This window comes from Moritella sp. 28 (genome assembly GCF_018219435.1).
GTDB lineage: Bacteria > Pseudomonadota > Gammaproteobacteria > Enterobacterales > Moritellaceae > Moritella.
Genome location: NZ_CP056121.1, coordinates 4,287,039 through 4,300,046 on the forward strand (window position 1 = coordinate 4,287,039; position 13,008 = coordinate 4,300,046).

General features: G+C 39.6%; 13 protein-coding genes. 4 read left to right on the plus strand and 9 right to left on the minus strand.

The features are described 5' to 3' along the window. Positions 1–18 precede the first annotated feature (18 nt). A complete protein-coding gene (locus tag HWV02_RS18935; protein WP_211689174.1) occupies positions 19–1,065 on the minus strand; it encodes a DUF2066 domain-containing protein in 1,047 nt (348 codons plus the stop codon). 206 nt (positions 1,066–1,271) lie between these two features. On the opposite strand from HWV02_RS18935, the gene HWV02_RS18940 reads away from it, so the two are divergent. Then, positions 1,272–1,388 carry a uracil phosphoribosyltransferase gene (locus HWV02_RS18940; protein ID WP_211677285.1) on the plus strand — a complete coding sequence of 39 codons (117 nt, stop codon included), beginning with the start codon at positions 1,272–1,274 and terminating at the stop codon, positions 1,386–1,388. An 80-nt stretch (positions 1,389–1,468) separates the two neighbouring features. On the opposite strand, the gene upp is transcribed toward HWV02_RS18940, so the two are convergent. Then, positions 1,469–2,095, minus strand: a complete 627-nt coding sequence (upp, locus tag HWV02_RS18945; protein WP_211677287.1) for a uracil phosphoribosyltransferase — start codon at positions 2,093–2,095, stop codon at positions 1,469–1,471. A 222-nt stretch (positions 2,096–2,317) separates the two neighbouring features. Between upp and purM the strand changes: the two genes are divergently transcribed. Beyond that, positions 2,318–3,358 carry a phosphoribosylformylglycinamidine cyclo-ligase gene (purM, locus tag HWV02_RS18950; protein WP_045109138.1) on the plus strand — a complete coding sequence of 347 codons (1,041 nt, stop codon included), beginning with the start codon at positions 2,318–2,320 and terminating at the stop codon, positions 3,356–3,358. Then, positions 3,358–4,005, plus strand: a complete 648-nt coding sequence (gene purN, locus HWV02_RS18955) for a phosphoribosylglycinamide formyltransferase (RefSeq protein WP_211677289.1) — start codon at positions 3,358–3,360, stop codon at positions 4,003–4,005. Before purM ends, purN begins: the two co-directional genes overlap by 1 nt. A 98-nt stretch (positions 4,006–4,103) precedes the next feature. On the opposite strand, the gene HWV02_RS18960 is transcribed toward purN, so the two are convergent. After that, entirely contained in the window at positions 4,104–4,880 is a 777-nt protein-coding gene (locus HWV02_RS18960) for a class II glutamine amidotransferase (RefSeq protein WP_211672940.1), read from the minus strand. A gap of 76 nt (positions 4,881–4,956) precedes the next feature. Continuing rightward, a complete protein-coding gene (gene lpcA, locus HWV02_RS18965) occupies positions 4,957–5,547 on the minus strand; it encodes a D-sedoheptulose 7-phosphate isomerase (protein ID WP_211677291.1) in 591 nt (196 codons plus the stop codon). A gap of 436 nt (positions 5,548–5,983) precedes the next feature. Between lpcA and fadE the strand changes: the two genes are divergently transcribed. Continuing rightward, on the plus strand, positions 5,984–8,500 hold the full coding sequence (gene fadE, locus HWV02_RS18970) for an acyl-CoA dehydrogenase FadE (protein ID WP_211677293.1): 2,517 nt from the start codon (positions 5,984–5,986) through the stop codon (positions 8,498–8,500). Between the two features lie 140 nt (positions 8,501–8,640). Here the strand turns inward: fadE and pepB are convergent, their stop codons facing one another. The 5 genes from pepB to fdx all read right to left on the minus strand — a co-directional run bounded on the left by pepB (position 8,641) and on the right by fdx (position 13,006). Beyond that, complete coding sequence (gene pepB, locus HWV02_RS18975; RefSeq protein WP_211677295.1) at positions 8,641–9,951, minus strand: aminopeptidase PepB; 1,311 nt, start codon at positions 9,949–9,951, stop codon at positions 8,641–8,643. A 298-nt stretch (positions 9,952–10,249) separates the two neighbouring features. Then, entirely contained in the window at positions 10,250–10,960 is a 711-nt protein-coding gene (locus HWV02_RS18980; RefSeq protein ID WP_211689175.1) for a PEP-CTERM sorting domain-containing protein, read from the minus strand. A gap of 479 nt (positions 10,961–11,439) precedes the next feature. Next, positions 11,440–12,141, minus strand: a complete 702-nt coding sequence (locus HWV02_RS18985; protein ID WP_211689176.1) for a PEP-CTERM sorting domain-containing protein — start codon at positions 12,139–12,141, stop codon at positions 11,440–11,442. 216 nt (positions 12,142–12,357) lie between these two features. Continuing rightward, positions 12,358–12,555, minus strand: a complete 198-nt coding sequence (gene iscX / locus HWV02_RS18990; protein ID WP_006031189.1) for a Fe-S cluster assembly protein IscX — start codon at positions 12,553–12,555, stop codon at positions 12,358–12,360. Positions 12,556–12,667: 112 nt separating this feature from the next. After that, positions 12,668–13,006, minus strand: a complete 339-nt coding sequence (gene fdx / locus HWV02_RS18995) for an ISC system 2Fe-2S type ferredoxin (RefSeq protein ID WP_211677301.1) — start codon at positions 13,004–13,006, stop codon at positions 12,668–12,670. Positions 13,007–13,008 lie beyond the last annotated feature (2 nt).

Here is a 13,008-nt window from a genome sequence, read left to right on the forward strand (position 1 = left end):
AACACGATGTAAATTTGCTTAATTTATCACATTCCATTGAAAATTCATGTCACCAAAGGCATTTTCAGTACTTTGGATCCGTTGATCTAACGATAATTCGGTCAATAGATCTTGCTGCGTACCCAATAATACTAATTTTAATTGCACATTCGATCCTGTCACGGAACCAAGATCAACTTGTGCAACGGCTGATAATTCAGAAAACATTGCAATCAATTTAGCATAATCAGTGATGTCAGTAACAGCACCTACATTTAAGAACACCACTTCATCTTTACCCGATGCTTTCACGCTATAACGTTCACCGAGATGATCAGCAAGACTATCAGTGAGTTTTGTACCGATGGCAGCAAGCTCACCTTGACCTTGTCCATTTAGCCAAATCTCATACGGTTGATTACTATTGTTACGACCATACATACTCCAATTTAGTTGGTAATCATCATCTTGCTTAATAATCTTCGCAATTATGTAATTGTCAGCACCATAACGTGCAGAAGCGAGTTCAACCGGATCTGTAAATTGCCCCCATAAATCACTACTGCTTACTTGTAGTTGATCATCAAGATCCATGACAGGGAATAATACCGGGATCGCACGTTTATTTGCTTGTACTTTAATCGCATTAATAAAGTCAGCATAATCACTGTCACTTTCACCTTTTACGCTGCGACTAAAGTCTTCATCAACCACTAGCCATATTACTTGCTGAGGGCGATTCTGACTCCATACACCAAATTCACTACTGCGTAATAGGCGGTTTACCTTTTGCTCATTAAAGCTTGCTTGTAAATAGCGCTCGCCATCAACACGCTCTTCAGCTTGTTTAACTAAATATTCACGCGCATTGATTAATGCTTTTTTGATCACAGGATTAGTCGCAATTGCCGCATTACCAGAAACCTTGACCAATACTTCTGAAAAAGCAACTTTTTGTAACGTACGGTTAGGCTGATCATTCACAGCCATAACAGATGCCGAATAAAGATGCTCCACCTCAACCGCATACGCAGTCAAAGGTAAAAGAGATAACAATGATAATAAAATAGGAAATAAACGCTTCATACGATCCTTTTTAAGAGTAACGTGATGACTCAAATTGATTATTTGAATAATACCATAGCCAACGCTATTAATTTACCTCAAATAATAACCAAACCAGCCACTATGTCCAAACATATTCCATGGCCTCAGGCTAATTAGCCTTATAGAGAAACATTGACCATACTAAAGTATCAAGGCGTTGTCTTTAAAATGAAGGAATTAGTTGTATGGATGGTAAAGAAACTGAGCGTGACCGATATTTTGATATCGATATTGAAAAAATATATCTATTGAATATATTATTTATCTGGGGCGGATATTTAGTGGGAACTCAAGTTGAATAAAAAGATACAGGCATCAACATCATTCGCTAATGCCTGTATAGCTCAATTAAGCAATATATTTAAGCCGCTTATTATTGGTCTTATTTAGTACCAAAAATCTTATCGCCTGCGTCACCAAGACCAGGAACGATGTAACCTTTTTCGTCTAAACGCTCATCAATAGATGCAGTGTAAACTTCGATATCTGGGTGTGCTTCCTCTAACGCTTTTAGACCTTCAGGTGCAGCAACAAGAATAAGTACTTTAATGCGCTTACAACCTTTTGCTTTTAATAGGTCTAATGTTGAGATCATAGAGCCACCCGTTGCTAACATCGGGTCAATTACAATTGCTAAACGCTCTTCAATACTGTGAACAATTTTTTCAAAGTAAGGTACTGCTTCTAATGTTTCTTCATCGCGGTAAATACCAACAACGCTCACACGTGCACTCGGCATATGCTCTAACACACCATCCATCATGCCTAAACCAGCACGTAGAATTGGCACAACAGTTACCTTTTTCCCTTTGATTTGATCGACAGTAACATCACCATTCCAACCTTCAATGGTCTTCTTCTCTAGCTCTAAATCAGCCGTTGCTTCATAAGTAAGTAGACTACCCACTTCTGTTGCTAGTTCACGAAAACGTTTAGTGCTGATATCAGCAGCGCGCATTAAACCCAATTTGTGACGAACTAACGGGTGCTTAACCTCAACAACTTTCATGGATTCTCCTAATAAAATCAAAGTAAGTGCGATACAAAAAGGCGCAATATTACCAATAATAGCCTTATAATGATAGCTTATTCCAAGGAAAAGCCAGAGTTAAGAATAAAATCAATTTGCAGGTCGAACAAGGCATAATTTTGTTTCTATTCTGTGATTAAAGTTGTTAACATGGCGGCGATTTTTTAATCCAATTGATACGATTAGTTTGTGAGGGATCCAGTGAGCAACCAAAATACTTCTCTAAGTTATAAAGATGCAGGCGTTGATATAGACGCAGGTAATGCATTAGTAGAACGCATTAAAGGTGTAGCAAAAAAGACTAAACGACCTGAAGTTATGGGTGGTCTAGGTGGCTTCGGCGCACTTTGCCAATTGCCTACTGGTTATAAAGAACCAGTGTTGGTCGCAGGAACAGACGGTGTAGGAACTAAACTACGCCTCGCTATCGATTTAGCTAAATATGATACTGTTGGTATCGATCTAGTTGCTATGTGTGTGAATGACCTTATTGTACAAGGTGCTGAGCCACTATTCTTCTTAGATTACTACGCAACAGGTAAACTAGATGTAGATGTAGCTACAGCTGTTGTTACCGGTATTGGTGAAGGTTGTCTACTATCAGGTTGTGCGTTGACCGGTGGTGAAACAGCTGAAATGCCTGGTATGTACGACGGTAAAGATTTTGACATTGCTGGCTTCTGTGTCGGTATTGTTGACAAAGAAAATATCATCGATGGTACTAAAGTTGCTGCGGGTGATAAACTTATCGCTTTAGGATCGAGTGGCCCTCACTCAAACGGCTATTCTTTAGTTCGTAAGATCCTTGAAGTTTCAAAAGAAGATCCAAGTCAAGCATTTGGTGATTCAACGCTAGGTGATACGCTTCTAACACCAACTAACATCTATGTTAAGTCTGTGCTAGCTGTGTTGAAAGAGTGTGAAGTTCATGCTTTATCACACATCACTGGTGGTGGTTTCTGGGAAAATATCCCACGTGTACTACCTGCATTAACAAAAGCTATCATCGATGAAAATAGCTGGCAGTGGCCTGAGATTTTCAACTGGTTACAAGAGAAAGGTAACGTTGAACGTACAGAAATGTACCGTACGTTTAACTGTGGTGTTGGTATGGTTATTGCTCTACCAGAAGCACAAGTTGAAAAAGCACTGGAAATTTTCACTGAACACGGCGAAAATGCGTGGCTAATCGGTGAAATTGCAGACGCTGCAGAAAATGAAGAACAAGTAGAGATAAAATAATGTCTAAACAAGCATCTATCGTAGTATTAGTTTCTGGTAATGGAAGTAATTTACAAACCATTCTAGATCAGTGCGAACAAGGTTCTATTAACGGAAAAGTAACCGCTGTTTTTAGTAACAAAAGTACTGCTTATGGCTTAGAGCGAGCACAACTTGCAGGTGTGGATGCAATATCACTGGCTCAAGGTGATTTTGCTGACCGTGCTGCATTTGATGCTGAACTCATGACACAAATAGATCAATATCAACCCGACCTGATTGTGTTAGCAGGCTATATGCGTATTCTGAGTGATAACTTTGTACAGCATTATGCTGGCAAGATGCTTAATATACATCCATCTCTATTACCTAAATATCCAGGTTTAGATACACATCAACGTGCAATTGATAATGGCGATGAAGAACACGGTGCTTCAGTGCACTTTGTTACGCCAGAGCTAGACTCAGGTCCAGTTATCTTACAAGCAAAAGTACCTGTATTTGAAGATGATAGCGTAGATGATTTAAGTTCACGAGTGCATACTCAAGAACATATGATCTACCCTATGGTTGTACAATGGTTCTGCGCTGAACGTTTAGCTATGATCGACGATAAGGCCGTACTTGATGGTAAAGAATTAGCAGTAAGTGGCTACGCTGCAGACTAAGTTAATTCATTAATCCTAGATAATAAAAAGCCTTTATCGCATTACTGCATAAAGGCTTTTTTTATGGAACTTCCAGACATGTTAATTAAATCAACATGTCAAAAGTTAGTTAGCATAATATGACCACGACAGAATACGCAATATTCCCCCGGCTGCATTTTGTGCCAAACTTCATTATCCGTCAGCGGTTGCGTCGCTATAATCGCGACAACATCAGAATCTGAGGTTTCATTCGCAAAGTTAATTTCAATGTTTTCATCAATTAACTGCGCATGACCAAACGGCGCTTCGCGAATAATATGATGTAAGTTATTAGTACAGTAGGCAAATACGAAATCGCCATCGGTTAGTAACAGATTAAATACACCCAATGCTCTTAACTGATCACATAAGCTCGCAATAAAACGAAACACGGGTTTCATATCATTAGGCTTAATAGGAAACTGTTTACTTACTTCTTGTAAAATCCAACAGAACGCGAGTTCACTGTCAGTCTCACCAATTGGTGTATAAAACCCAGTCGCTAAACCTTGATAATCAGTGAGCTGGCCATTATGTGCATACGTCCAGTTTTTACCCCAAAATTCACGGGTAAAAGGATGGGTATTTTCTAATGCCACACCACCACGATTAGCTTGACGAATATGCGAAATAACCGCTTGGCTTTTAATCGGGTAATCTTTGACTAATTGTGCGACTTTTGACTCGCAACTTGGTTTCGGGTCACGAAAAGTACGGCAACCCTTACCTTCATAAAAAGTAATCCCCCAACCATCAGAATGTGGTCCAGTCTTACCACCACGCTGCATCAGCCCAGAAAAACTAAAACAAATGTCGGTAGGCACATTTGCGCTCATACCTAATAATTCACACATATACTGATAACTTCACTTTTATGGCTTACTAACATTAACCACATAGGGTTAAATTAATTTAACGAAAGACTATAGCTTAATCTGCATAACCCATCATTTTTTCGACTAACTGAATCAACAAGTGGATCACTTTAATGTGGATCTCTTGGATACGGTCAGCATAACCGAAATGCGGTACGCGAATTTCGATATCAGCAATGCCCGCCATTTTACCGCCATCTTTACCTGTTAATGCAATGGTCTTCATACCTTTTTCTTTCGCTGCCGCAAATGCATTTATTACATTTTGTGAGTTACCACTGGTACTTAACCCTAATAACACATCACCTTTCTGGCCGATGCCTTCTACATAGCGTGAAAAAACATATTCATAACCAAAATCGTTGCTCACACAAGACATATGACTCACATCAGAAATAGCAATTCCTGGCATTGCAGGACGATTTTCACGATAACGGCCTGATAGCTCTTCCGCAAAATGCATCGCATCGCAATGTGAGCCGCCATTACCACAAGATAATACTTTACCTCCGGCTTTAAATGAATCAGCTAATAAAGCTGCTGCGGCTTCGATATTTTCACCATTTTTCGGGTCAGCTAAGAAGTCATTTAAAACTTGTGCTGCTTCGACTAATTCTTGCTGAATTAAGCCTTGATAACTTGTCATTTATTATCGCCTCTATGCCTAAAATATATTTGTATAATAGTACTATTGTTTCACAAAATAATGTACCTGTATCACCCACATAAATAAAAGGTTAAGCATAACCCAAAATAAGTGAATCACATGATAAAGTGCTTAGTTAACATCCACTTAATACCCAATAGTGAGTATTAAAAGGCATTGTTTATTGACCGTATTGACCTAAAATAAAAGCAAATAGGCAATTAAATTATCAATTCAATAACGCTATTATCAGTGCACACTTGTAAACCCAATTGGTTAAAAACAAGCGTTTAGCGGCAGGTTCTATAAATAGTATGTAAAATACATGTAAAAAACTTGCTAATTTAATAGTTATCAACTAGAACTAATACTCAAACCAGCGTTCTGGTCTGACCTCTGACTTTGCTATTTAGTTGCTTAATGAAAGGAGAAAATCATGGCAACCACAATTTCACTATTAGCCTTAGTGGCAATATTTGGTACATTATCTTACCAAAGAGCATCATTAGCTGCTTTTACCGGTGCGTTTTTTGTTGCACTTGCAGCCATTTCATATTTCGGTGATGTGCCATTCGCTATTTGGATAATAACAGCTGTAATTGCGATACCATTAAATATCACCAGTATTCGTCAAGGCTATTTAACAGCGCCTATTTTAAAAGGTTTTCGTAAAATCATGCCTGAAATGTCTCAAACAGAGACTGAAGCATTAGAAGCCGGTACAACTTGGTGGGATGCTGACCTATTCAGCGGTAAACCAAATTGGGAGAAACTGCACAATGTGCCAGCCCCAGCGTTAACAGCTGAAGAGCGAGCTTTCCTTGACGGTCCAGTTGAAGAAGCATGTCGCATGGCTGATGAGTTTGATATCACGCATAATCGTGCCGACTTACCTCCAGAATTATGGGAATTCCTTAAGACTAAAGGTTTCTTCGCCATGATCATCAAGAAAAAATACGGTGGTCTAGAATTCTCTGCATTAGCACAATCAATGGTACTACAAAAACTAACTGGCTCAAGCGCAGTAATGGCGAGTACAGTTGGTGTACCTAACTCATTAGGGCCTGGTGAATTATTACAGCACTATGGTACTAAAGAGCAACAAGATTACTACCTTCCTCGCCTTGCGGTTGGTGATGAAATTCCATGTTTCGCACTGACAAGCCCTGAAGCTGGTTCTGATGCAGGCGCTATCCCTGATTTCGGTATCGTATGTAAAGGCGAGTTCGAGGGTAAAGAAGTTCTCGGTATGAAACTGACTTGGAACAAACGTTATATTACGCTTGCACCTGTAGCCACTGTGCTTGGTCTTGCGATTAAATTACGCGACCCAGATGGTCTACTTGGTGATAAAGAAGATATCGGTATTACTTGTGCGCTTATCCCTACGGATATCCCAGGTGTTGAAACTGGTCGTCGTCATTTCCCACTTAACTTACCGTTCCAAAATGGTCCAACTAAAGGTAACGAAGTATTCGTACCATTAGATTACATTATTGGTGGTCCGGAAATGGCTGGTCAAGGCTGGCGTATGCTGGTTGAATGTCTGTCTGTTGGTCGTGGTATTACCCTTCCTTCTTGTTCTGCTGGTGCAGTTAAGCTAGCAGCATTAGGCATGGGTTCTTACACTGCTATCCGTCGTCAATTTAAAGTTGCGATTGGTAAAATGGAAGGTATCGAAGAGCCACTAGCACGTATTGGTGGTAATGCTTACCTTATGGGCGCGGCATCAACACTAACAACAAGTGCAATTGATTTAGGTGAGAAACCATCTGTAATTACTGCGATTATTAAAATGCATTTAACAGACCGTGCTCAGAAATGTGCAATCGATGCAATGGACATCTCTGGTGGCAAAGGTATCTGTCTTGGTCCAAACAACATGGCAGGTCGTGGTTACCAAGCGGCGCCAGTTGCAATTACGGTTGAAGGTGCGAACATTTTAACACGTAACCTGATCATTTATGGTCAAGGTGCAATCCGTTGTCATCCGTTCGTATTACCAGAACTGAATGCTGCAGCACTTGAAGATCATAAGAAAGGTCTACAAGACTTTGATGCCGCGTTATTCGGTCATATCGGCTTTGCAATGTCTAACTTCTTCCGTTCATTTGTAATGGGCATTACTAACGGTAAAGGTTCTGCTGCACCATTTAAAGATGAAACTGCACAATACTACCAACAGATGAACCGCTTAAGTGCCAACTTAGCCTTCCTATCTGATGTAGCGATGGGTGTACTCGGTGGTGATCTGAAACGTAAAGAGCGTGTGTCTGCACGTTTAGGTGATATTTTAAGTCAACTGTACTTATCATCAGCAACGCTAAAACGTTATGAAGATGAAGGTCGTCAAAAAGATGATTTACCACTAGTACATTGGGCACTGCAAGATTCATTATTTAAAGCTGAACAAGCGATTGATGAGTTACTACGTAACTTCCCTGTTCGTTTTGTTGGTATCGCACTACGCGCAATGGTATTACCAGCAGGTACGCGTCTATCACGTCCTACAGATACGTTAGACCATGTTGTGGCAGGTTTGCTACAAGTTCCTTCTGAAACCCGTAGTCGCCTAGCGACAGACATGTACCTAACTGAAGAAGAAGGTAATGCTATTGGTCTTCAAGAAAAAGCCTTGAGAGACATCATCATTGCAGAGCCTATCTTCATCCGTGTTTGTAAAGAGAATGGCGTTAAATTACCATTTATTTATCTAGACAAATTTGCTGACGAAGCACTGGCTAAAAAGCAGATCACAGCAGATGAAGCGGAACTACTAAAAGAGGCAGAGGTTGGTCGTTTACGTACAATTAACGTTGATGACTTTGACCCTGAAGTACTTGCAGCAGATAAATCGTTAGTTAATCAACTAAATGGTGACTGGCGTGCACGTGCAAATGGCACAGCGAAACCAACGAAAAATAAAAAAGTAAAAACAGAAGCGATAGCTTAGTCTTTATTTCATAGCCGGTAACAATTCATCGTTATCAACAAAAATCCCACTGTGATCATTGATGACAGTGGGATTTTTTTATTCACCACAAGTTACTGTAGTGATCTATTACCTAACCTATATTGTCTAACCTATATTGCCTAAGCGTCTAATAGCGTTTTAGCCAAAGTACGAATACCATGCCCTTTAGCGCCTGTCGCCCATAAATCATTAGCTGCTTTTTGATACGAACCAGCTAAATCTAAATGTAACCAACCTTGCCCATCTTCACGCACAAAACGTGATAAGAATGCAGCCGCAGTTGATGCTCCAGCACGACCTTCGCCAGCATGAATATTTGCCATATCAGCAAAGCTCGATGGTAATTGTTGTTGATGCCATCTTTCTAATGGTAGCTGCCAAGCAAATTCATTCTCTGCTTTCGCATTTGCCAAAAGTGAATTAACAAAGTTCTGATCAAAGCCAAATACTGCATTATAGTCACGACCAAGCGCCATCTTAGCCGCACCCGTTAGTGTAGCAGCGTCAATCAAACGCTGCGGTGAGTTTTCTTCTGCTGCAAGTAAACCGTCAGCTAGCACTAATCGGCCTTCAGCATCTGTATTAAGCACTTCTACAGTAATATCATTTTTGTACGTAATGATATCGCCAAGTTTAAATGCATTACTGCTAATCATGTTTTCTGCACAGCATAAGAATAGCTGCACGCGTTGATTTAAGCCCTGGCTGATTGCTAATGCCAATGCACCCGTCAATGTTGCCGCACCGCCCATGTCACTTTTCATTACAGCCATACCATCAGAAGGTTTAATGCTGTACCCCCCCGAGTCAAAGGTAATGCCCTTACCGACTAATGCTGTCGAAATTGGCGCATCCCCACTGCCAGTTGGGTTAAAATCTAATTGCAACATTGCTGGCGGGTGCTGACTACCACGACCAACAGTGTGAATACCGGTGAAACCGTGTGTTAATAATTCTTCACCCGCAATAATCTTGTACGTAATCGATTCAGGTGCCAATTGTAATAATAAGTCTGCAGCACTTTGGGCTAACTTAATCGGATACATTTCTTCTGCATCGGTATTAATGGTTTTACGCACCCAATGACTGGCTTGTTGAAATGCAATGAAATCTTTCTTTTCAATACTGCTCGCTTGCTCTAAACCAAAACAAGCTTGCTGATTTTCTTTTGCTGTGTAATAACCTTGATCAAATGCAATACGTAATTCAGTATCCCATAATTCGCCCTTTAAGGTCACTTTACCTATCCCTTGATTAGATAGTTTACGTGCCGCACGTTGTACTTGTAATGCACTCTCAGCTCCAAGATCTGCACTATCTCCACCAAGGTGAATAGAGGCGACACCAGCATTAAAACTAATTAATGCATTGTTACCCCAAAAACTGTCAGCGGGAGCAAGCGTTAGCTCAACGCTCATGAAATCCTTCATTAAATACCCTTAATATAGACATGATAATACGATTACTATAACAATACTTTTATGGTTTGTTTGGTTATGTATCATAAATATTTGTAAATCGTTTTATTATTCTGCCCATAGAGGGGCTAGTTTGAAAGAATAAAGATTGTACGTAGCAGTTGCGGGGGCTAGCTGTAACAGCCGGTTCTCTACCTGAAAGATCCGTTGGTGGCCTAATTGCTTATTTCCTTAAACTAAAAAAGCTATCGCTAGCATAACTAATTAGAAAAATTGGTTATGTTAGCGATAGCCTAAACTAAATAAGAGATTAATCATTAGATTTATAAGTAGCTTTGCGTCGAAGCATTAATGTTAACCCTAATAATCCAAATCCAAATAGCGTTAAACTACCTGGTTCACTTACATTAATAGGGGGTGGCTCTGGATATACTTGTAATAAATCTTGCGCTCCATCGTTATGGTAGACCTCAACAATAACGTCATTTGTCCACGAATCTATAGAGTTAAGATAATCTGCCGCAAGGTCTACACCAGTATCGAATATTTGATATAAAATAAAGTCACCAGCACCTAGATCAAAACCATTTGTATTGTAGTCTTCATGCACAATTTCCCAAAGTGCAATCTGGAAGGCTGCAGCAGTGGTTGCATCTGAAATACCGGCATATTGGTTTGTATAGAGGCGGCCTATATATTCAGCCACAGCAGGCCCTGTTCCAAAAGGTTCGGGGTCCGTGGCTGGGTGGAGACTGTAATCAGCCGTATCACCAAAACTAATTGGCTCATTCAACTCAATACAAAAAGCTAAAAAATCAGTTCCTGTCGTATTATTCGTGAAGTTAAACAACCCTGCAGATGAGAACCCCCCACCTCCCCCAACACCACTAAGAGAATATAGAACCCCCTCACTCCAACCATTTTCCCAAGAGTTTAAGGTTGCAGAAATTGTAGTCGCACTTACTTGGTTAGCCGATAAAATTAGGCTGAAGGTTAAAATTAATTTATGTATCAATTTCATATTTCAATTCCTATTATATAAATACATACTCTCTAAAGCATTTGTCGTGCCACAAAAAAAACAGCTAAAATACAATACGTTAAATGCAAAGTGGTAGTTTGAACATGATAGGTGTAAAAAAAATCAACGCTTTAAATTAAATTTTTTAATACTTATCCTTGTTTTTGACTTGCATAAATTCGCTATTAATATGGACGCGTTCCATCTCATGCGGCGAAGGATCTACTGTTCAGACATTAGTTGACTTAGATGAAAACAAGCTTGGTATGGGAGTAGTTCCACGCATAGAGGAGCAAGTTTGAAAGAATAAAGATTGTACATAGCAGTTGTGGGGCTAGCTGTAACAGCGCTGGAAACACTCGATTTTTTACCTGAAAGATCCGTTGGTGTCTTAATTGCTTATTTCCTTAAAACCAAAAAACCATCGCTTAACATAATCAATTCAGAAAAATAGGTTAATGGCGATGGCTAATCTGAGACTAATCATTAGATTTATAAGTAGTTTTGCGTCGAATCATTGATGCTAACCCTAATAATCCAAACCCAAATAACGATAAGCTTGCTGGTTCGTTTACAGGAATAGGGGGCGGTTCTGGATATACTTGTAATAGATCTTGGGCTCCAGCGTTACGATAGACATCAACAACAACGTTATTTGTCCACGAATCTAAAGAGTTAAGATAACCTGCTGCAATATTTGCACCGCCCGGAAATGCTTGTACCAACTGAAAGTCACCTGTGTGTAAGTCAAAGCCATATGTATTGTAGTCTTCATGCACGATTTCCCAAAGTGCAATCTGGAAGGCTGCCGCTGTGCTTGCATCAGAAACACTGGCATATTGGTTTGTATAAAGGCGGCCTATGTATTCAGCCACTTCAGCCCCTGTTCCAAAAGGTTCTGGGTCTGTGGCAGAGTAAATAGTATAGTCTGCAGTATCACCGATATCGATTGGCTCATTGACCTCAAGACAAAAAGCTAAAAAATCTGATTGTGTCGTATTATTGGTAAAATTAAATAATCCAGCCGATGAGTATCCATAGCTACTGGGTGCTGTATATAAAACCCCCTCAGTCCAACCATTTTCCCAAGAGTTTAAGGTTGCAGAAATTGTAGTCGCACTTACTTGGTTAGCCGATAAAATTAGGCTGGAGATTAAAATTAATTTTTGTATCAATTTCATATTTAAATTCCTCTTATATAAATACATACCCTCTAAAGCATTTGCCATGCCATAAAAAAAAGTATTTAAATACAGGCTATTAAATTCAATTAATAGTTTAAACATAACAAAGTGTAAAAAAAATCAACGCTTCAAAGTTAAAAAAAAGCCCATAATCAGCATATGCTAATTATGGGCTTATTCTGTATGGACGATTAGCTATTAACAATTAAATTGTTAATATTCATCAATCCAAGCAAGCATCACGGCTTCAAGTACTCTTTCACCACAATGATTAGGATCATCGGTAAAATCGTCCAACCCTAATATCATCCGACGCAAGTCTGTAAACCTTACTTGCTGTGGATCTTGCTCTGGATAATTTTCAGCTAATGTAATGGCAATCTCTGTACTATCCGACCACGCTAATGCCATAAAAACCTCCCTAAAAATATGTGCAGCAACAAATAGACTGCACACTTACTTTCAGTTTAGTTTGCTTACGCAATTTATGCGTAGGATAAAGACACCTTAGCTTAACAATCAGTTAATGGCTTTCAGATACCATATTGATCGTGTATTTAGGGATCTCAACAACCAAATCTTCATCTTCGACGATCGCTTGGCAACCTAAACGAGAGTCCGGTTCTAAACCCCATGCTTTATCTAACATGTCATCTTCAAGCTCATCACTTTCTTCTAATGAATCAAAGCCTTCACGTACAATCACATGACAAGTAGTACAGGCACATGATTTCTCACAAGCATGTTCAATGATGATTCTATTGCGAAGCGCAACATCAAGGATCGTTTCACCTTTCTCAACGTCTACAGATAGACCTTCTGGGCATAACTCTTCATGGGGTAAAAATATAACTTTTGGCATTT